This window comes from Pseudomonadota bacterium (assembly GCA_039714795.1).
In the GTDB taxonomy this organism is placed as follows: domain Bacteria; phylum Pseudomonadota; class Alphaproteobacteria; order JAGOMX01; family JAGOMX01; genus JBDLIP01.
Genome location: JBDLIP010000019.1, coordinates 1 through 21,379, shown reverse-complemented (window position 1 = coordinate 21,379; position 21,379 = coordinate 1). Strand labels below are relative to the sequence as shown.

Sequence of the window (21,379 nt, the reverse complement as noted above, 5' to 3'; positions counted from 1 at the left end):
TAATCGCAGCCGTAAGCGTCGTCTTACCGTGGTCAACGTGACCAATTGTGCCCACATTTGCGTGGGGCTTGGTCCTTTCAAATTTACCTCTTGCCATTGGTTCTTTCTCCTTTACCTTCCATCCAATCACCAACTCAAATTCTACCAGCTGAGCGCGGCAATAAAAACTTTGGAGCGGGTGATGGGAATCGAACCCACGTGACCAGCTTGGAAGGCTGGGGCTCTACCATTGAGCTACACCCGCATACAGTTACCAGCGCCACACCACTCACATGAACACATGCAAAGTGGTGGAGGGAGCAGGATTCGAACCTGCGTAGACGTACGTCGGCAGATTTACAGTCTGCTGCCTTTGACCGCTCGGCCATCCCTCCAGCAAACTAAGTTCTACCATATATTAGGCGATTAACCAATGGGAAAGCAATTGCCAATTGCCAAATCGTGAAAAAAAATCGGCCAGCAAAAAACTGCTAAGCCGCTTCCTTTCCCTCGTCCACCTCATGGGTGGCGGCGCCAACCTCAATGGCATGCAAATAAACAGCCAACAGATGTTCTAGCTCTTGGCGTTCGTCATTCTTCATTTTTCGAAGTTTCATGACTTGACGCATAACCTTTACATCAAACCCCTGCATTTTGGCCTCAGCAAACACATCTCTTATGTCTTGAGCAATGGCTGCTTTTTCCTCTTCCAACCGCTCGATACGCTCAATAAACTGACGCAGATGTTTTGCAGTTGACGAATCAATCGATGAATGCGACATTTTCCAGAAAACTCCTTTACTTGATGGAAACTAACCGAAAATCATACTAACATTATTTCTACTGCATGAGGCAGGAAAAATTTAAAGGAATCGTACCACATGACGAAACGCATGACATCGGCGCTTCTTAGAGGATATCAACCATCTTGGCCCTTTATTCTGGCAATTTTGGGCTCATCTTTGATGGGACTCTCACCAATCTTTGTACGTATGACAGATATTGGCCCTAATGCTTTGGGGTTGTACAGAATGTTATTTGCGCTCCCGTTCATCTGGATTTGGAAAACAACTGAGGAAACTCAAAGCCCTTTCAAAAAACCCACTTTTGCACCTAAAGATCATCTCCTTCTCGCTATAGCAGGGCTTTCTTTTGCCATTGATCTGGGAACTTGGCACCTATCCATTCGCATGACAGAAATCATCAATGCTGCATTGCTGAACAATCTCACCCCCTTTTTTGTGCCCCTTGCCCTGTGGGCTCTTTTCAAAGAACGTCCCAGATTCATCTTTATGCTTGCTATCATGTGGGTTTTTGTTGGCGCTGCTATCCTTACAGGGGAAAGTTTTTCAATTGGATACAAAAACGTCCTAGGGGATGCTCTTGCAACCTTTTCAGCTCTTGCATTTACCGGCTACATCCTTGCCGTTAAGCAATTACGTCTGCGTTTTAACGCCCCAACCATTATCCTTGGGACCAGCTTATGGATGATTCCATTTTTACTTTTGTTTACCATCTTTTTTGCTGACTCTTGGAAATTTTTAACTACCTACGACTGGATCGCCATTTTTGGCCTGGCACTCATCGTTCAGGTTGGATCTCAAGGTCTGTTAGCTTACTCTATGGGGCACCTTACAGCAGGCCTCGTGGCCATCACTATGCTGATTTCTCCAGCTGTTTCTGCAATAAGTGCACGCGTCATCTTTGGTGAAGAAATGAGTCTGTGGCAAATTTTAGGGGTGGTGATTGTCATCTCAGGCATTATTATAGCCAGACAAGATGAACGCAAACACGATCAGAGTTTAAAAGAGTAAACCCCAATGCTTAGGCCACGAAACACAAAAATTATAGCAACCATTGGACCTGCAAGTTCTTCACTTGAAAAAATTGAACGTCTCTTAGAAAAGGGGGCAAACCTTTTTCGCCTGAATCTTTCACACGGCACTCACGATGATCACAAAAAACGGTTTGAAATCATCCGCACACTAGAACAAAAAGTGGGCTACCCCATCGCCATCATGGCCGATTTGCAGGGTCCCAAACTGAGAATTGGAACCTTTGCTGATAAAGAAATTGAACTTGAAACTGGGCAAAGCTTTTATCTCGATTCAAATGCAGCACCAGGTTCTAAAACAAGGGTTTGTTTTCCGCACCCAAAAGTGTTTCCATCCCTTGCGCCAGAGAATTTTCTTTTGTTAAATGATGGAAAAATCAGACTGCAAATCACTCGCTGCCATAAGGATCGTGTCGAAACCACTGTGCTTACAGGAGGCACTCTATCTGATTGCAAAGGAGTCAACATCCCTCGCCTCTCTCTTCCCATTCCTGCACTAACTGAAAAAGACCGGCAAGATCTGAAGTTTAGTCTGGAAATGGGCGTTGATATCGTCGCCCTTTCTTTTGTGCAAACCCCTGATGACGTTCTGCAAGCCCGGCAGATCATCGGCAACCGCGCCCAAGTGCTCTCTAAAATTGAAAAGCCCGTAGCACTCGACAACCTAGATGCCATTATTGACCTTTCTGATGCTGTCATGGTGGCACGTGGTGATTTGGGTGTTGAAGTTGAGCTAGAACTGGTGCCTGGCATCCAAAAACGAATTATTAGGGCCTGCCGTACAGCCGGCAAACCCGTTGTGGTCGCCACACAAATGCTGGAATCTATGATCACTCATCCCACACCAACTCGAGCTGAAACGTCGGATATTGCAACTGCTGTTTTTGAAGGCGTGGATGCCGTCATGCTGTCGGCTGAATCCGCCTATGGAGCGCACCCCATCGAAGCCGTTGCAACGATGGAGAAAATCATTCATCAAGTAGAGCAAGACCCTCTTTATCAACAGTGTCTAAATGCCGACCGAGTCCCACCTGAATCAACAGATTCCGACGCAATCACCATGGCCGCTAACCAAGTTTCACGCACCATTGGCGCAAAAGCCATTGTTACCTTCACAAAAGAAGGATCAACTAGTTTGCGGGCTTCTAGGGAACGGCCAGAGGTTCCGATTTTGGCGCTCACGTCTTGCGTGCAAACGGCAAGGCAGCTCTGTCTAGCGTGGGGAGTACGCTCTTTTGTGATTAATAACGTTGCAGGCTTTACACAAATTGCCGACGCAGCAACACATCTCATATTGCAGAAAAAAATGGCTCATATCGGTGATTCAGTGGTGCTCACCGCAGGCGTTGCGCACTTTGGTGATAAATCTCCTGTCTTTACCTCTGGCACAACCAACATGGTACGTATTTTAAAAATTGAAAACTTGGAGTAGCGCAGATAGATGTCTGAACAAGAATCCGACTCATTTTCTCAGCGCCTCAAACGCTATGCCAAGGTTTCCACTAAACTGACCTACCTGGTGACTCAACTTGCTGGACATTATGTAGGGACCTCGCTGGATCGCCCAGCGCATGCACTGGCCTTAAAGACAGCTCTTGGCGATCTCAAAGGACCGATTATGAAAATCGCGCAGCTGCTTTCAACTATTCCAGATGCTCTGCCCGAAGAATACGCAAAAGAACTTGCCCACCTGCAATCTCAAGCCCCATCAATGGGCTGGCCTTTTGTCAATCGCCGAATGAAAGCAGAACTCGGCCCCGATTGGCAAACAAAATTTGCCTTTTTTGAGCACACAGCTGCTGCTGCTGCCTCCTTAGGTCAGGTACACAAGGCGCAAGATTTACAAAATCACACCCTTGCCTGTAAGCTCCAATATCCCAATATGTCCGCTGTTGTAGAGGCTGATCTAAAACAATTGAAAATACTGCTGAAACTTTATGAAACTTATGACAAAGCCGTTCGCACCAGTTATATCTATCCCGAAATTGCCGCCCGAATTCGAGAGGAGCTAGATTATAACTTGGAAGCAAAACACATCCAGCTCTACCAAACAATGTTACAAGATGAACCCACAATTCACGTTCCAAACGTGATCCCGGAGCTGTCGACAAAACGACTGTTATCTATGACGTGGCTTGCAGGCGAACCTTTGATGCAAGCCAAACAGCGTTCCTTGGACGCGCGCAATCAAATTGCGCGCAATATGTTTCGAGCCTGGTATGTACCCTTTTATAACTATGGCATCATCCATGGCGATCCACATCTGGGCAATTACACCATCCCTGAAAATAACTCTGTCAATTTACTGGATTTTGGTTGCATCCGAGTGTTCCCGTCTACGCTGGTTCAGGGCGTCATTGACCTTTACTTTGCTTTGCAAAACAATGATCAAGAACGTGCAATCCATGCCTACGAAAGCTGGGGATTTGACAACATTTCCAAGGAATTAATCGAGGTTTTAAATGGCTGGGCTAAATTTCTCTACGGACCCATTTTGGAAGACCGCATCCGCCCCATTGACGAAAACCAAAGCGGCATTTATGGCCGCGAGGTGGCTGGCAAAGTTCATGCGGCTCTTAGAGAAATAGGCGGTGTCAGTCCGCCTGCCGAATTTGTCTTCATGGATCGTGCCGCCATTGGTTTAGGATCTGTGTTTTTACACCTCAAAGCCGAAATTAACTGGTATCAAGAATTTCATGGGCTAATTCGTGGTTTTGATAAAGATGCAATGGCCCGCAAACAGCAAAAAATTCTACGGCAAGTCGAACTATCCGCTTAAACACTACGATACATGCCATGCTTAAAAGACATGTATAAAATGTCAAAATAATGCTTCTCTTTTTTGACTCAAGAGACTATATATAAATTATCCAAGCGCAAGGCTTGGTCGGCGGGACTTCGGTCCCGGAGGCTTTAAGTTTATCTTAAAGCCTATGTCTCCCAGACATGAAGCCTCCCTGTTAAAAAACTTGACCGAGCTTTTGCTCGGTCTTTTTTTTTGGCCTCAACATTAAAGAATAATTGGATACCGGCCCACTCATTTTTCCAATCCAGCTCTTGGAGAGCTGGGGAAAAATGGCTTCCGGCATGACGACCCGTTAGACCTGAATTAAAGTTGAAGTTGAAGTTGAATTTGAATTTGAATTTAAGTAACCTGAGTTTTGGATAAGAAGTGCTTTTATCCATCCCAGATTTTATTTCAAATTAGAGGTTGCTTTTACCATCCAACCAGAGTAACCTCAAAAATGAGCGCGGCGACAGAGTGAACCCATCACTCAAATCACCGCTGACCAAATGTGATCACTAAAGGAGATCAACAAATGGCTTACGCCACTCTACCTCATCCCTACCTCAGACACCATCACTTTATGCAAGATCCCCCCTATTTTCGGGGCTTGTGGGTTATTGATGTGCCTACAGGATGGTGGGTGGCGCTGCAAAAAGGGTTCCCCCTATCCTTTTTGAAAGTGGTGGGTTGTCGTGCTTGTGTGCCTCGGAGTTGGGGATGCTCCGAGGCTTTTTTTCAATCTAAGCGACGTAAAATGGAAAGGACCTTACCATGCAAGCAACAAATTCAATCAACCGCGTAACCCTCGTTGGCTACCTCGATGATCATCCCTATACTTTAGGAGATAAAACAACCCACGCCCAGACCATTCTCAGAGTGACCACCCGGGATTTTTCCGAAGAACCTATCGGGAACAACTGCATCCTACACCGGCGTCACACGGTTGTTGTCACGGACTTCATGGCCAGAGAGTATATTGATCTGCACCTGAAAAAAAGAGATGGTGTTTTTGTTGAAGGCCAACTGGATTATGTGCATTATGGAGTTATCGAAATTGTCATCACCCCATCTTATGGTCATATCCGGCGTTTAGGTGAGCCCCGTGTCACAGAATTAGAACAGGAATTTGTGAAATAGTCAGCCTGAGTTTTGCATAAGGGAGGATTTTGCATTCAGGCTTGGCAAAAGCCAAGCTGGGCAAAATCCGCTAACCACGCTTGACGGCCGGTATAAGCTGAATAGTTACCTTTGTAAGTACCCTCAGGGGTTTTACCGTCTCCTTCTTGGGTTTTATGGCCTTTCGGGTTAAAGCCAAGGGCAATCTTATAGGTTTTAAGAATTTTTTCACCCCGCATCAGACAAAGTTGTCGGTCCTTTTTCTTGATCAAAATTTTTGTAGCTTGGGGAGCAACTGACATCGCTGAAAAACTAAAAACAAAGCTGAATCCTACCTGTGCTATGAAAACCAAAAATATAAATCTGTGAAAATACCGCATTCAAACAAAACCTTAATTAGAAAATAAATAATATCACTCAACAGTAACCGATTTTGCCAAATTCCTTGGCTGATCGATATCCGTACCCTTACGCAGCGCTGTATGATAAGCCAACAATTGAATAGGCACAGCGTACACAATCGGTGTAATATAGGGATCAGCGTCTTCAAGCACAATTGGTGTCACCTGAGTGTCAGTAACTTTAGCGCATCCCTCTTGATCCGTGATCAATGTAACTGGCCCATCGCGTGCAATCACCTCTTTCAGATTTGAAAGAGTCTTGTCGAAAAAACGATCATGGGGAGCAATGACGATCACGGGCACTTGATCGTCAATCAAGGCAATGGGACCATGTTTCATCTCTCCGGCCGCATAGCCTTCAGCATGGATGTAGGAAATCTCTTTTAATTTCAAAGCGCCTTCGAGGGCTAGCGGATAGCTGGTGCCACGCCCTAAATATAAAACGTCACGCGCACGTGACAGACTCAAAGCACTCTGTTGGATGGCCTCTTCCACCTTTAAAGCTCTGCGAACAGCTTCAGGAAGTTGCGCTAAGACTGCACATAAACGTTTTTCTTCTGCTTTGGTAATCGTTCCTCGTTCTACCCCCCAAGCCAATGCTAGACACGCAAGCACTGACAACTGGGTGGTGAATGCCTTAGTTGAGGCAACCCCAATTTCAGGCCCGGCCAATGTCTGAAGCACAACATCTACTGCTCGAGCCAAAGAGCTCTCAGCCACATTGACAACGGCAAGAGTGTGTTGTCCGCCTTTTTTGGCATAGTGATGCGCCGCCAGGGTATCTGCGGTTTCGCCAGATTGAGAGATAAAGATCGCCAGACCACCTTCTTGCAATGGTGGTTTGCGGTAGCGAAACTCTGAAGCCAAATCCACTTCAACGGGTATCTGGGCCATTTCTTCAAACCAATATTTGGCTACCATACAGGCATAATAAGCCGTACCACAGGCAATCAGAGTAATCTTGGGAACCGATTTGATAGCAAAGGGCAAGTCAGGTAGCGCAATCGCATCGTGCTCTTCATTCAATAGGGACGCAAGTGTTTGCCGAATCACTTCAGGTTGCTCATGGATTTCCTTGAGCATGAAATGCTGGAAATTTCCCTTGGAAAGCACAATATTTTCAGACGCTTTTTCATGAACCGGACGTTCAACGAGCTGACCAGTGGCATCAAAAATCTGCACTGACTCAGAGGTAAGGACTGCCAGATCTCCTTCTTCTAAATAACTGACACGTTGGGTTAAAGGCATCAGAGCTAACTGATCTGAGCCCAGATACATCTCACCTTCTCCATAACCAACAGCCAAAGGACTGCCTCGACGTGCTCCAATCAACAAATCATTATACCCACCAAACAAAATTGCCAGCGCATAGGCACCTTCAACTTTTTGCAAAGTCTGTTGCACGGCCTGCTGCGGAGATGAACTTTTTTGCAAATAAGAGTCAATCAGGTGCACCAAAACCTCCGTGTCAGTATCACTAACAAAGGTATATCCCAGGGCAATTAATTCTTGGCGAATTTCATCATGATTTTCAATGATACCGTTGTGCACTAACGATACATTGTCATTACAGTGGGGGTGGGCATTGGTCTCATTAGGTACCCCATGGGTAGCCCAGCGGGTATGTCCGATTCCCAAGACACCTGGTAATGGGTTATTGCCAACAACATTTTTTAAGTTAACCAGCTTTCCTTTGGTCCGACGACGTTCAATCCGCCCATCAACCAAGGTAGATAATCCAGCCGAATCATACCCACGATACTCAAGCTGTTGCAGTCCTTCCAGCAAGCGTGGTGCAACCGCCTCTCTACCAACAATACCAATTATTCCACACATTGTGTTTGTACCTCGCTTTAAGAACTTCTTTTACGGCGATACTTGACCGCTCCTGACTCCAAATTTTGCTGCGGAACTCGACTATGTGCTAGAGCCTCTTGCGGAACAGCACGCGTCACTACACTGCCAGCCCCGACAATTGCCTGATCACCAATTTCAACAGGAGCAATCAAACAACTATTAGATCCAATGAACGCTCGGCTACCAATTTTCGTCCGGTGCTTGGCAAACCCATCATAATTGCAGGTAATCGTCCCAGCCCCCACATTGGCCCCCTCACCCAGATCCGTATCACCAATATAACTCAGATGACTGACCTTGGCTCCCTTGCCAATCTCAGATTGCTTGATCTCAACAAAATTACCGATTCGACTTTCTGATCCTATCACACTACCGGGCCGCAAATGCACAAATGGACCAACCACAGCTCCCTCTTGAATATGTGCTTGTTCAATTCGACAAAAGGGGCGAATGATTGCATGATCATCAACCCTGACCCCAGGCCCAAAACTAACATTTGGAAAAACCGTTACATCTTGGCCCAGCTTTGTATCAAAACTAAAATAGACGCTGTGTGGATCAATCAAGGTCGCCCCTGCAAGCATTGCTTGCTCACGCCAACGCTTTTGTAAAACCGCTTCAGCTTGGCTGAGATCAATTCGGGTATTGACGCCCTGCAGCTCCGTCTCACACCCTTCAACCCACATAACCCGCTCACCCTGAGCGCGCGCTAAAAGCACCAGATCCGTCAAGTAATATTCTTGTTGCGCATTGTCGCACGTCAGCTGATCCATCAGGCCTTGCAGCTTGGCTCCATCAATCAGCATCACACCTGAGTTACCCAAAGGATTGTTGCGTTGCTCGGGGGTTGCATCTTGGTATTCCACAATTGCTGCAACATCTCCTTGCGCATCTAATTCAATTCGGCCATAACTGTTAGGAGTTGTACACTGCATACCCAAGACTACAACAGCAGGATTTGGATCTTGCTGATAAGCATTGAGCATTTTTTCTAAAGTTGCTTGCGTCAGCAGCGGTGTATCGCCAAACAGCACCAACACCGGACCTGTAGCTTTTTTCCAATGCTCATACGCTGCCATTAACGCATGACCTGTGCCATGTTGTTCTTGCTGCAAACTTGTGTAAATCTTGCAGCCACAAGTTGCAGAAAATTCATCAATCACTTGTTCAACGTCAGGAGTATTTGGGGAAATCACCACAGACAAAGTCTCTGGATCCATTTGGAATGATACATCCAACACATAATGCAGTAAGGGCCGGCCCCCAAGGGCATGACATACTTTTGGCAAGCTCGACTGCATCCGAGCCCCCTGCCCTGCTGCTAAAATGATTGTTCGCAATTGCATATACCTAACTTCTACCGATCACCACGAGGTATATTTGCATAAGAGAGGCATTCGTTCTACGGCCAAATTATGACGAAACATTACAACCAAAAGCCAGTTCAGCTCGCTTTTTTATAAGCCTCATCCATTCCAATCGGTGCATTAACCCGTCGTGCTGACAAGAATCGTATAGTGGAAAAAGCTGGAATCCAGTGAATTGCACTGCGTAACTTGAGAAGAAACTGCCGCAAACACAAAGCCAGACAGGCCAACATCGAGGCAGCCAACCCAAAGACAAAAGCACCCTGAACCGCATCTTTTGAAGCCCAACCAGCTAACGCCCCAGCAATCACAGCTGCACCTGCTGTTCCAATGTAATACAAACCAATGGCTGTACCACGAATCTTTTTAGGAGCCTCATCAGAAATGATAGCAGTAAACAGAATCTGCGATGTACCTCGTTGAGCGCCCCAAAATAGCACTCCCAACATTGCCAATAGCCAATCACCAGCAAAAATAAAGCATAAATTCGACAGCGCCAACGTAATGAAGGAAAAGTACAACATGGTGCAACGGTTGATACGATCAGAAAGCCAGCCAATCGGCAAGCAGCAAAATGCGGAAATCAAATTGAATGTGCCAACGGTAGAATAACATACCCATTCTGGCATGCCAATCTCCTTGAGCCTCATCCCCAAAAATCCATCGGTAAAGCGCGCACACATAAATAAAATTGCAACGGCAATTAGACTCCAGTATTTAAATGATAATTGCGCGAAATCTTTGAAGTGAATTTTCTTGCGTTCCGCCTTAGCCGCAGCTTTGGCGAGTTCTTCAGGAGTTTTTGGTTGAGATTCTTTGGGCTCTGTTACCCATTGGTACACGCTGTAAACAGCCAAAAGGCAAGGCAGGAACCCAAACCACAGGAGCATTCGGTAGTCTTTAGTCCAGAGCGACAACCCAGCAATACCCCAAGATCCAATTGTGCATCCCAGCGTTTTAAAGGTCATCATAATCCCAAAACACGTACCTCGATCTTTTTTCGAGGTCACATCCGCAATGTAGGCATCTCTGGGTGTGGCAATGATTCCGTTGCTCACCCGTTCCATTAGTTTGGAAAAAACAACTAACCCAGGACCGCCTGCAAGGATAAAAATTGGTTTGGAGATAGTAGCTAAAAGAAAACCGACCATTAAGGTCGGTTTTTTACGTTTAAAAAAGTCTCCAGAAACACCGGAGCCGAGCTTACACAATTGGGAAAGCATTTCAGCAAAGCCTTCGATAAATCCTACAGAAAGCACACTCAGCCCTAAAACCTCTGTCAGATAAAACGGAGATATACTGAACATCATACTGGTGGATACCGAAACCAACAAATTGGCTACACTGACGCCCCACACACCTGCTGGAATCAATCTGAGACCGTTTTTCAACTTCGCCATAACTCACCACAACTCTGAAGTGTCTGCCTACGAGCGTAATACCTTGAAATCCTAGGAATTGCAACCCCTTTTTTAAAAGATATTTTCTCTTCAACAAACATATAGGGTGAGCCCCCTAAAAAGTCAAACTATGGAAGTATATACGCGATTTGGTTAAGGAAAAGTTAATTCAGAGATCAGATGTCAGATGTCAGATGTCAGATGTCAGATGTCAGATGTCAGAGTTCAGATGCCAGTTAATTCAGAATATCTGCGTAGCGTTTCAGCGCGGTACTGCCTTTCTGACATCTGACATCTGACATCTGACATCTGATCTCTGATCTCTGACTTCTGAAATGGTGCCGCCGGAGAGAATTGAACTCTCGACCTCACCCTTACCAAGGGTGTGCTCTACCCCTGAGCTACGACGGCATGGATATATCCGGGGATACACAAATTGTTATAACGGTATTTTGGGTTGGAGACAAGCAGACAAATTGTATTAACCTGGACTATAACTGTTCAACTTGCTATTCAGCTTGTCCTCCCAGCTTGCTTTGACCGACATGACGGCAGTCAAGCGCTGAATGGTCGTAATAAGGTCATCTAAGGAGCAACCATAAAAGCCAATTTGACTCCCAATGAAAACAAAATACCGCCCGTAATTCTTCCGAGCCAATGCCCCATTCGCGCAAACAACTCTTGTACTTTAGGGTGGGAAAAACCGATGGCCACCAATCCAAACCACAAAAACCCGAGAATAAAAATGACTGCCCCATACAACACCTTTGCCAAATGAGGAGTTTCATCTGTAACCACCATTGAAAAGATCGACAGAAAGAAAATCACGGCCATTGGATTTAGCAAGTCAGTCAAAAAGCCCTGACGGAACGCTGCAAATGAACTCAAACCCTGTTCAGATTTGTCCACACCCTTTGCATCAATCACGGGCGTTGCAACCCGAAACGACTGCCAACCGATATAACAAAGATATATAGCTCCCAATGCTTGGATGATTCTAAGCCCCCAAACCGAGTCGTTAATTAAAAGCGCGATCCCCACAAGAGTGTAACTAGCATGAATGGCCAAGCTGACGCTGGTACCAAAGGCAGTAAAAACTCCTATCCGCCTGGAATGCATCAAGCTATTGCGAGCAATCATGGCAAAATCCGGACCCGGACTTATGATGCACACCACATAGGGTAATACCACAAAAAATAAAAATCCTGAAAAAAACGTATAGTCAAACCAATCAAACAACTGTTACTTCTCCCTGCATTATTAACTTCCTTATTAATAATATAATAACTAAGGAAACATACTGCAAGTGTTTACAGTAAAGAAATCATACTATTCAGCGAGATTATCGGCAGGAGCGCTTTGACTACTTTCTGTTGATGGCGTCTCAATAGTCTCTACCTGCTCCGGCTGATCGTCATCATTTATATCTATGATTGACTGTGGTTCACCGCCTGAGCGAAACATCACCCCCAACAGTAAACACATGCCAAAGAAAGACCCAGCTAAAACCGTCGTTATACGGGTCAGCAGGCTAGCACTCCCACGGGCAGTCATCATTCCTCCCATGGTGCCCCCACCGAGACCACCAAGGGCTCCTCCTTCACTGCGTTGGATTAATATCACCCCTACAAGTGCAGCTGCAATGAAAAAGTGAATCAATAGTAAAACCGTCGTCATAATTTCCTTTATCCTTTCCTCAACTCCGTGGAGTTGGCAAACACAAATTTCGAAGTGATTCTAACCCTATTTACAAGAAAATGCTAGCGTGTACTGAAGCCGTATCAAATTATTGGCTTTTACAATCGGCATGTAGCATTCGAAAGTGACTGTAGTTTTTTTGACGATTGAAAAAATTGCCCGATAGTGAGAGCATATGGTGCATTTCTCATGTGGGTGTATCAACTCAGATGCTCAGAATTGGTTCTCAATTTAAAATGGAGTTTAATAATGCTAAAAATCTATTTATATACAAATATACTACTTACAATATTTTCGCTCAGTCTACATGCCTCAGAATTTTGTCCAATAAAATATAACCCTCCATCCGAGCCCACAAAGAATAATAGGGGAACTTGCTATAATGGCTATGACCATATAGAACCTGATTTATTCGAATATGTCAGTGCGGAATCACAAAACAAACCACTCAAAATACTATCACTAGGGTGTGGAAATGGTCGTCTTCCTGTAAAACTTTATAACGCAAGCAGAGGACATAATACTGAATTGTATCTGAACGAGCTTTGTCCTCAAAACCTGGGTAATTTATTCCCAAAATGCAAAAGCGTAGAGAATTTCCATTTTGACATTGGATCGTGCAATAAGCTTCGCGATAGACTTAAGAGCGCAAACTATAATGGATGGCCAGAATATCAAGAAGGATTTGATATAGTGACATCTTTTAACTTGGCCCAGCATCTCAGTCCATTAGATGTAGTGCAACATGTTGAAGAAATGCAAGCTGCCTTAAAATCCAACGGAATGGCGTACGTTATCTTTCAGACGCATATGCTTGGATATCCCAAAAGCCAAATAGAAACTGTTAAAAGTTCTCTAAAGAATATGGAAAAGCTTTCCAGAATTCTTAGTACGGCAGATAAATTAATTAACATGTTACTTACTGATCCAGTAATGAGCTCTATCATCAAGAGTTCTCTTTTATATTCCCTTGGATCTTATAATTTAGAAAATGGCATTAAATTTTCGAATTATAACCCCAATGAATTTACCACTATTCTCTCGAGGGGGGTTGCTTTACCGGGAGGGGCCACAATTTTTGCAACCTCAGATGAGAGCAATTACAATGCGATACACCCAAGCGTATTCGAAAAGCTTGCAAAAGATTATGGATTTAACATGTTAAAAAAGAGAGAATTTTCAATGTCTATCGAAGGTGAGAATTCTAAAACAACTGAAGAGATAGAACTCATAGCGCCCATTCATCCTTTTGTTGGTTATGTTTTTGAAAAAATCCCCAACTTTGATATTGGAGCTGCCTGCGACAAATGGAAAACCATTGCAACTGATCACGAACAAAACCTAAAAGATCTCCATCATGGAAAGAAAATTGTTTATCAGTCTGATATACCATTTTTTAGAGTATACTGAAGTGAAATCAAAACCTCTGTTTCCTGATACTCTCGAAGTGCTCATTTACAATTGTAAACTGCGCGCTTCTCGCTATCATTAAACTAGAGGTTTTGATTTCACGAGAGTATAGTAACTGAGTGATAATAATTCCGTCGCGGTTGCTGACGGCGTATATCATTGGTGAACACATTGCTGGAAGTCAGCATGCAAAAGAATGCGTCACCAAAGCCCAAAAATCTTGTGCTTTAAGACTCACTCCTCCAACCAGTACCCCATTGACAATGTTCATTTGCAAAAATTCATTGACGTTGTCGGGCGTCACCGAACCGCCATAGAGCAGCCGAATGAGGGCATCTTCTGGAATTTGCTGTTTTATTTGCTGCTGCAAAAATTTAAAAACCACATTCACATCTTGGGCTCTGGCAGCAGTTCCCGTACCGATTGCCCAAAGTGGTTCATAAGCAAACACGGTATTTTTAGATGTAGCCGTTGCCGGCAATGATCCTTTGACTTGTTCATACAGAACTTCTAGAGTGCGCCCTTTGTCTCTTTGGTGTTGATTCTCCCCAATGCAAATCACAGAAATCAATCCAGCTTTGTGTGCAGCCTCTGCTTTGGCTTTGACGATCACATCAGATTCTTGATGTTGACTGCGTCGTTCTGAGTGACCGCAAATCACATAAGCACACCCCAAATCACTGAGCATGGCTGCACTTACATCGCCCGTATACGCTCCTTCAACTTGAGTGTGACAATCTTGCCCGCCCAATTTTAGTGTAGTCCCTACAAGATAGTGAGCAACCAATGTAAGGTAAGGAAAAGCTGGACACAGCACAACTTCTGCTTTGAGTTCCTGTTTGAGCACTTGGCCTCGAAAATACTCAGCCAGCTCCCGTGCTTGGCTTGTCGAGCCATGCATCTTCCAATTTCCGATGATGAGTGGGTTTGGTCTCATGTAAGGTCCCTCTTGATTTTGGGTGATTATGCCATGAAACCTAAGTTAAAATGAAGAAAAATTGAACCACACCCAAAAGTGACATCTAAACTTAATATACCCGTGCTGAATCAAAATGTTGAGTTTTATGGTAACGAAAAGCGCGCAGTTTACTTAGGTAAATGAGCACTTTGAGTGCACCAGAAAACCAACAGTTTGATTCAGCTTCAGTATATCTCTCCTATGCTCTCAAGCTGCCGCTAGTTGATAACTTTAATGCCGTCTCTCACGAGAGTATATCTTGTACAATTTCAGGATTGAATCCTGAAGTTGTACAGCCGGCCACCTCCCGGATCAAGTCCAGGACAGACTATTTTTCCTAGTCCCTAAGGGACTGTGGACTGGAAAATGGAGTGTGATGAGCCGGCATGACGACTGAAAAGGATATCCAAAAGCGCAATTTATGCCCGGGACGAGTATATTTTTTTAACAACTCATCAAAGCGACATTCTCATCTTGGTATCCTGTTATAAATCCGCTAAACTTTATATCTAAAGAGAACGGTTAACGACGGTCATAGATGAAGAAAATAAAAATATGCGCTTGCATAAGCCTGTTACTAGGTTTTGCCCTGACAGGAAACAATGTATTTGCTGCAAAAACAAAGACACCTCCCAAAGAGGACATAAGCCTGCGTCAGTCAGCGGTATTTTATGCCAGTGTTGCCAAGCATGTGTTGGACACTTACGTTGAACCCACAGACAACAATGAGTTGTTGGAAGGCGCTCTAAACGGTATGCTAAGTGCGCTTGATCCACATTCTGGCTACCTTAATCCAGATAAATATGCCCAGCTTAAGGGACAAACCGAGGGTAAATTTGGTGGCCTTGGCATTGAAGTCACGATGAAAGATGGATTGGTTGAAATCATCTCCCCCTTAGATGATACACCGGCAGATAAAGCTGGACTACTGCCAGGCGATCTAATCATCCGCATTGAAAAGCAACCTGTCTTTGGGCTCTCGCTGATTCAAGCGGTGGACCTATTAAAGGGAGATGTAGGCACAAGTGTTGAGCTAACCATTCGCAGAACCAGTAGGCCTGACTTTACTGTTAACATCAAACGAGCCATCATCCAAATTGATCCGGTCAAACCACGCATTGAAAAGAACATTGGCTACATTCGTATTGTCACCTTTAATGAGGTGACCACCAAAGAAGTGTTGGCAGCTATTGAAGAATTCAAAGACAAATTGGGCCCCAAACTTGAAGGCATCGTCCTTGATGTGCGAAATAATGCTGGAGGGCTCTTAGATCAAGCTGTTTCTGTATCCAACCTGTTTCTTGACAATAAACCAGTTGTAACAATTAAGGCCAGACAAAAGGGCCGCACCCACACCATCCAATCCCGACCAGGAGAAATGGCAAGGGGCATTCCAGTAGCGGTTTTGATTAATGCAGGGTCAGCCTCTGCCTCTGAAATTGTAGCTGGCGCGCTGCAAGATCATAGACGAGGAATCGTACTGGGCACATCCTCGTTTGGCAAAGGCTCAGTTCAATCGGTGATCCCGCTGGTCAATGGAGGTGCCTTGAAACTGACAACAGCTCTTTACTTTACACCCAAAGGTCGCTCTATCCAAAAAAGTGGAATTAAACCTGACATCACAATTAAGCAAGCAGTTGATGTTAAACTGCTGGATGAAAGTGCTCGCATTCGCGAATCCGACTTTGGTCGTGCCGTCACTCCCATGGATGTTAATGGCAAAAAAATTAAAAAGCCTGCTAAAAATGGAGATTCAGCCGAAGCTTCCAAACTTGATTCCCAAACGGTAGATAAGTCCAAGCGAAAAAAACCAGTGGATTACCAACTGCTGCGAACGATTGATGTCCTTAGAGGAATTCGATTTTATCAACGGACAGGGTAATTGAGATCTAGTTAGAGACAAGGTTTTGATTTCACGAGAGTATACAGATAAAACTAAATTAGTTGAAAATGATTGGGTTGGAAATGGATCCTGCCCCGGATCAAGTCCGAGATGACGGCTACAGAGGGTGTCCAAAAGCGCAATTTATGACCGGGGCGCGAGTATACGTACAACTATCTGCACGCTCACACAAGTTATTGCTCCACTTCTAACCCTAATTTCTCACGCAGGTCCCTGTTATACTCAAGGTTGGTCAAATTGCTTTCGTCTGCCAACTTAAGGTCAAACGCCACCAAATTCATATTCTCTGGTGCGGGTCGCTCGGGCACATCGTGAAGGATTGGAAATTCCTCTGGCAACTCAAGATCTGCCTGATCCTCATCCTCATCACCTAAAAACGTCTGAGCGACACAGCCAGATAACATGCACGCCACAAAAATACCCAAAAACAAAAATCTTAACCGCATCAGCCTTGCTTCCTCAATAAATCTGCTGCATCACTGGCAGCGTAAGTCAAAATTCCGTCAGCTCCAGCACGTTTAAATGCCAGCAGCATTTCCAAAACGCAAGCATCATAATCCAGCCAGCCCTCTTTGGCAGCGGTTTTTAGCATCGCGTATTCACCACTGACGTTGTAGACAAAAGTTGGCACCCCAAACTCAGTCTTAACCCGATGCACGATATCCAAATACGGCATCCCCGGTTTCACCATCACACTATCAGCGCCCTCAGCTAAATCAAGCGCAACCTCACGCAAAGCCTCGTTGGTATTGGCTGGATCCATTTGATAGGTATGCTTATCGGCCTGACCTAGACAAGTTTTGGACCCCACGGCATCACGAAATGGTCCATAGAACGCACTGGAGTACTTAGCAGCATACGACATAATTCCAACGTCTTGGTGCCGAGCACCGTCTAGCGTTTGGCGAATCGCACCCACACGTCCGTCCATCATCTCAGAAGGAGCAATAATATCAGCACCCATTTGAGCTAATAAAACGGCATATTGTGAGATCAATTCAACAGTTTCATCGTTGATGACTTGCCCATCGCGGACAATACCATCTTGTCCATGTGTAGTGTAAGGGTCCAACGCCACATCGACAATGATGCCCAACTCTGGCGCTGCATGCTTTACTTGCTGGATTGCCTGACAGAGTAAATTTTCAGCTCGCAGTAGCTCAATAACGTTCTCCAGGCGTTGCGCCGGCCCATAGAACGGAAACAAAGCGATCGCTGGTATTCTTTTCTGCTCAATTGTTGCTGCGTATTCAACAAGCTCAGTAACACTGTGACGTTTAATGCCGGGCATTGAAGGGATTTCACGTGGATCGCTTTGCCCACAAACAAAAACCGGTTGAATCAGATCATCAATACTTAATGTCGTTTCAGCAACCAGGCGCCGCAACCATTTGTGCTGACGATTGCGCCGCAAACGCACTTGTGGGAAGTTTCCGGGTGAATTGATGGTTAAAGTTGATGGGGCAACATTTGTCATGATGATATAATCCTCAATTTCCGTGGCGTCATCCTGAACGCTGATTTTCCAGCCCATCTTTGAAAAAGAATGGGCTGGAAAAGCTTTGCGACTCAGGATCCAATTATTTTTCTTCAAGCACTTCAATAAAAAAAGTGGTGGTGATACTAAGCACACACTTTTGACTGCATCTCTTCCCAACCTAACATCTTGAAAAACATTTGCAACTGAATCATTTTCTGATAGGGTCAGGCATTGGTTAAATAGCTTGATGGTGAAACAATGCAGAATTCAGCTGCTCGCGTACTACAGCAACCTAATTACATTCCTGATGATGCCCCGCGCGATGAGACCATGTGCGATGCAACCCGCAGTAAGTACCATTATTGGCGCTGGCGTATCATGTACACCACAATCTTTGGGTACGCCACCTTTTATCTCGTCCGCGGCAATTTTGCCATGGCCATGCCTACCCTTGAGAATGAGTTTGGCTATACCACTTTTCAACTAGGAATCATTGTATCAATTTTCTACTGGACATATGGCATAGGTAAATTTGTCAACGGCTATTTTAGTGATCGCTCTAATGCCCGCTATTTCATGACTGCTGGTTTAGTAGGGTCGGCTACCGTCAATTACTTTATGGGACTCGGCAGTAGTCTTATATTTTTCGGTTTTTTCTGGACTATTAATGCTTGCTTTCAATCAATGGCCTGGCCTCCTATTGCCCGCTTGCTCACCCACTGGTTTGCTCCCAAAGAGTTGGGAACCAAGTGGGGCTTTTGGAATTGTTCGCACCAAATTGGTGGCGCCCTGATTTTTATTTTTTCCGGTTACGTTATCCAGTGGATTAGTTGGCAAGCTGTCTTTTATATTCCCGCAATCATTGCAACGATCATGAGCCTTTTTCTATTCAATCGTTTACGCGACACCCCTAGATCCCTTGGGTTTCCACCAGTTGAAGTCTACAAGGGCTTACCCACCCCAAAAGCCACTGAAGAAGATGATCTGCCTCAACGTGAGCTAATACGTCGCGTGTTGGAAAATAAGCTACTCTGGTATGTATGCATTGCCAATATGTTCCTTTACCTGGTGCGCATGGGGGTCTTTACCTGGGCTCCCTGGTTCTTACAGGAAAGGGGCAGCAGCATTATTATGTCTGGATGGCAGGCTGCAGCGTTTGAGCTGGCTGGACTTGGAGGTGGTGTCTGTGCCGGCTTTGTTTCAGATCGCTTATTCCATGGACGTCGCGGCCCCGTTGGCTTTATCTATATGCTTGGCCTTATCGTTGCTCTGTTTTGTCTTTGGATCCTACCTGCAGGATATGCCTCAATAGATGCTCTAATACTTTTTGCCATAGGTTTTTTGGTATATGGTCCGCAAGTTATGGTAGGCGTGGCTGCGGCTGATTTTGCCTCCAAAAAGGCTGCTGGTATGGCAACTGGACTTACGGGAACCTTCGGCTATCTTGGCGCAGGTCTCAGTGGTATTGGCATCGGCTTGATTATGCCCCACTGGGGCTGGAGTGGCAGTTTCTTATTCTTTATTTTTAGCGCTATTGCTGGAGCCTTTTTCTTTGCCCTGACCTGGCACAGCAGGGCTAAGAGCCTTGATCATCAGTGATCGGTAGTCATTGTTAACGGACGCTGTCCGAACGTTGCTCTTTGCAGCTCAAGCCCCTCTGGGCTAGGGCTACAAAAGCTTACGATCCGGGATCCAATTTCTTTTGAGCTCAACATTAAAAAATAATTAGAGACCGGATATGCAATACGCAAGGTTTATCGGAAGTTAACTTCATGTACATCAGTCAACAGTGTCAGTCAACACTATTGACTAACACACTAGTCCAATGATATATATTGAATACTGGGGATATGAAATCTATAAATAATATTACACAAACGCACACTTACTAAAGATGGGGGCTGTACTATGAAATTCAAAATAATCACACTGTTGGTAAGCCTATGCTTCTTACTCCCGAACAGTGTCTGTCAAGCCATTAATTATGAAATCGATGTCGTAAACACCCCTGCCCGTAAGGTAGAAATTAAAAATCTAGCTACGGGGCGGTTGGTGAATCCATCTAAATTTCAAAAGTTTGCAGCCTTAAGTTTTGACCAAGACAACGCGCTAACCATTAAAGGTAATAAACAATACCAAAACTTAGCGCTTAAGATTAACTCCCCAGGATCTATAGCTTTGAATAATTTAAAGCTTACTTGCTTGAATATAAAAGCAAAAAACCTCACTACTATTAATACTAAAATTTGCAAAACAACAGATTTTCATGTTAGCAACTTTCAGCATAAAAGTGGGGATCTTAATTTGGGTTCCGGGACCTTCCATGTGCAAGAGTGGTTTGAAACTGACATAAATTCAAGATTTTATGCAGATAGGCCCAAGGTTCTCTTTGGTAAAATAAACCTCATGGGAACAACTCATGTTGGTAATTTAGTGATTGAATTGAAAAACAGCACCGATGTCTTTTTGGGAAAAATAATCGGCACTGGCACCACCGCATTGACAATGAAACTAGGCAGCCAAGTTAATTTACAAGAGATACTCCTGTATAGCCAATTTACAAAGTTTAAATCTAAAACATTTTTTAGGTATGGCCAATCTCCAAGCCCTCTTCCCAACCTTAATGTAGAAGCTCTTTTAAAGTTAGAGGAAACCCGAAATTACAAAAACCAACATTTATTTGAGGTGTTAGCACGTTACCCTAGCGAAAAACTCAAGCATGAAAAACTCAAGCATGAAAAATTCAACTACCGTTACTATTTGGGATCGGCTAGAATTTATACAACTGCACCGATTGTTAATGGTCGTGGTCTCCGTGGTACTTATGATACCCTTAAGATGCCTGATATGGTGTGTACGCACTGGATTCCCCTTGTACCCACCGAAAATTATCAAAACCCCACTGTAAAAACCGTATTTGTTAATTATACCAGAAAAGAATTACATATTTACCGAATGAGTGGCAAGCCTTATGGCCGTGCACGAGGTTTTGTTAGTGCAAACGATCAACAAGTTGGCATAGTAGAATGTAACGCAAACTGGGATAAGGAAAAAGACCTTGAGCTGTTCAAGTGATTATAGTGTAAACAGGCTCTTTTGCGTTTTGAGTGGGTAATCTGAATTTTAGGTAGGCGAACAGCGTAGGTTCAGCTGGTAAAATTCCAAGCCTCCAACAAGTAAATAAAGCA

Annotated in this window: 18 protein-coding genes, 3 tRNA genes and 1 pseudogene; 8 read left to right on the top strand and 14 right to left on the bottom strand. The window is 44.6% G+C overall.

Annotated elements, in window-relative coordinates:
• The 4 genes from ABFQ95_02705 to ABFQ95_02690 all read right to left on the bottom strand — a co-directional run.
• Window positions 1-97, bottom strand: a 97-nt coding sequence (locus ABFQ95_02705; GenBank protein ID MEN8236445.1) for a GTP-binding protein, incomplete at its 3' end; no start/stop codon positions are given.
• A 73-nt stretch (window positions 98-170) separates the two neighbouring features.
• Window positions 171-244 (bottom strand) — tRNA-Gly (locus ABFQ95_02700).
• A gap of 44 nt (window positions 245-288) precedes the next feature.
• A tRNA-Tyr gene (locus ABFQ95_02695) sits at window positions 289-374 on the bottom strand.
• 96 nt (window positions 375-470) lie between these two features.
• Window positions 471-761 (bottom strand): DUF2312 domain-containing protein, encoded by a 291-nt coding sequence (locus ABFQ95_02690; GenBank protein MEN8236444.1) that lies wholly within the window; start codon window positions 759-761, stop codon window positions 471-473.
• A 99-nt stretch (window positions 762-860) separates the two neighbouring features.
• Here ABFQ95_02690 and ABFQ95_02685 point away from each other — a divergent pair, with 99 nt between their 5' ends.
• The 4 genes from ABFQ95_02685 (at window position 861) to ABFQ95_02670 (ending at window position 5,738) form a co-directional block, all read left to right on the top strand.
• Entirely contained in the window at window positions 861-1,793 is a 933-nt protein-coding gene (locus ABFQ95_02685) for a DMT family transporter (GenBank protein MEN8236443.1), read from the top strand.
• 6 nt (window positions 1,794-1,799) lie between these two features.
• Window positions 1,800-3,245, top strand: coding sequence for a pyruvate kinase (pyk, locus tag ABFQ95_02680; protein MEN8236442.1), 1,446 nt, complete (start codon window positions 1,800-1,802; stop codon window positions 3,243-3,245).
• Between the two features lie 9 nt (window positions 3,246-3,254).
• A complete protein-coding gene (locus ABFQ95_02675; GenBank protein MEN8236441.1) occupies window positions 3,255-4,592 on the top strand; it encodes an AarF/ABC1/UbiB kinase family protein in 1,338 nt (445 codons plus the stop codon).
• Between the two features lie 780 nt (window positions 4,593-5,372).
• Window positions 5,373-5,738, top strand: coding sequence for a hypothetical protein (locus ABFQ95_02670; GenBank protein ID MEN8236440.1), 366 nt, complete (start codon window positions 5,373-5,375; stop codon window positions 5,736-5,738).
• A 35-nt stretch (window positions 5,739-5,773) separates the two neighbouring features.
• Here the strand turns inward: ABFQ95_02670 and ABFQ95_02665 are convergent, their stop codons facing one another.
• From ABFQ95_02665 to secG, 7 genes and pseudogenes are all read right to left on the bottom strand, one after another.
• A complete protein-coding gene (locus ABFQ95_02665) occupies window positions 5,774-6,097 on the bottom strand; it encodes a L,D-transpeptidase family protein (GenBank protein MEN8236439.1) in 324 nt (107 codons plus the stop codon).
• A gap of 33 nt (window positions 6,098-6,130) precedes the next feature.
• On the bottom strand, window positions 6,131-7,954 hold the full coding sequence (gene glmS / locus ABFQ95_02660) for a glutamine--fructose-6-phosphate transaminase (isomerizing) (GenBank protein ID MEN8236438.1): 1,824 nt from the start codon (window positions 7,952-7,954) through the stop codon (window positions 6,131-6,133).
• Window positions 7,955-7,971: 17 nt separating this feature from the next.
• A complete protein-coding gene (gene glmU, locus ABFQ95_02655) occupies window positions 7,972-9,321 on the bottom strand; it encodes a bifunctional UDP-N-acetylglucosamine diphosphorylase/glucosamine-1-phosphate N-acetyltransferase GlmU (GenBank protein ID MEN8236437.1) in 1,350 nt (449 codons plus the stop codon).
• A gap of 98 nt (window positions 9,322-9,419) precedes the next feature.
• Window positions 9,420-10,742, bottom strand: coding sequence for an MFS transporter (locus ABFQ95_02650; GenBank protein MEN8236436.1), 1,323 nt, complete (start codon window positions 10,740-10,742; stop codon window positions 9,420-9,422).
• Between the two features lie 336 nt (window positions 10,743-11,078).
• Window positions 11,079-11,153 (bottom strand) — tRNA-Thr (locus tag ABFQ95_02645).
• A 174-nt stretch (window positions 11,154-11,327) separates the two neighbouring features.
• Complete coding sequence (locus ABFQ95_02640) at window positions 11,328-11,981, bottom strand: LysE family transporter (GenBank protein MEN8236435.1); 654 nt, start codon at window positions 11,979-11,981, stop codon at window positions 11,328-11,330.
• A 186-nt stretch (window positions 11,982-12,167) separates the two neighbouring features.
• Window positions 12,168-12,419 (bottom strand): annotated as a pseudogene (gene secG, locus ABFQ95_02635) (preprotein translocase subunit SecG).
• A 270-nt stretch (window positions 12,420-12,689) separates the two neighbouring features.
• On the opposite strand from secG, the gene ABFQ95_02630 reads away from it, so the two are divergent.
• Complete coding sequence (locus ABFQ95_02630; protein MEN8236434.1) at window positions 12,690-13,850, top strand: class I SAM-dependent methyltransferase; 1,161 nt, start codon at window positions 12,690-12,692, stop codon at window positions 13,848-13,850.
• A 181-nt stretch (window positions 13,851-14,031) separates the two neighbouring features.
• Here ABFQ95_02630 and tpiA read toward each other — a convergent pair whose 3' ends face one another.
• Window positions 14,032-14,787: a triose-phosphate isomerase gene (gene tpiA / locus ABFQ95_02625; protein ID MEN8236433.1), complete on the bottom strand. Its 756-nt coding sequence runs from the start codon at window positions 14,785-14,787 to the stop codon at window positions 14,032-14,034.
• 559 nt (window positions 14,788-15,346) lie between these two features.
• On the opposite strand from tpiA, the gene ABFQ95_02620 reads away from it, so the two are divergent.
• On the top strand, window positions 15,347-16,690 hold the full coding sequence (locus ABFQ95_02620) for a S41 family peptidase (GenBank protein ID MEN8236432.1): 1,344 nt from the start codon (window positions 15,347-15,349) through the stop codon (window positions 16,688-16,690).
• A 194-nt stretch (window positions 16,691-16,884) separates the two neighbouring features.
• On the opposite strand, the gene ABFQ95_02615 is transcribed toward ABFQ95_02620, so the two are convergent.
• Both ABFQ95_02615 and hemB read right to left on the bottom strand, forming a co-directional pair.
• Entirely contained in the window at window positions 16,885-17,157 is a 273-nt protein-coding gene (locus ABFQ95_02615; GenBank protein MEN8236431.1) for a hypothetical protein, read from the bottom strand.
• Window positions 17,157-18,188 carry a porphobilinogen synthase gene (gene hemB, locus ABFQ95_02610; protein ID MEN8236430.1) on the bottom strand — a complete coding sequence of 344 codons (1,032 nt, stop codon included), beginning with the start codon at window positions 18,186-18,188 and terminating at the stop codon, window positions 17,157-17,159. Before hemB ends, ABFQ95_02615 begins: the two co-directional genes overlap by 1 nt.
• 261 nt (window positions 18,189-18,449) lie before the next feature.
• Between hemB and ABFQ95_02605 the strand changes: the two genes are divergently transcribed.
• Together ABFQ95_02605 and ABFQ95_02600 are read left to right on the top strand one after the other, a co-directional pair.
• Window positions 18,450-19,790, top strand: a complete 1,341-nt coding sequence (locus tag ABFQ95_02605; GenBank protein MEN8236429.1) for an MFS transporter — start codon at window positions 18,450-18,452, stop codon at window positions 19,788-19,790.
• A 579-nt stretch (window positions 19,791-20,369) separates the two neighbouring features.
• Window positions 20,370-21,266: a hypothetical protein gene (locus tag ABFQ95_02600; GenBank protein MEN8236428.1), complete on the top strand. Its 897-nt coding sequence runs from the start codon at window positions 20,370-20,372 to the stop codon at window positions 21,264-21,266.
• The last annotated feature ends 113 nt before the right edge of the window (window positions 21,267-21,379 follow it).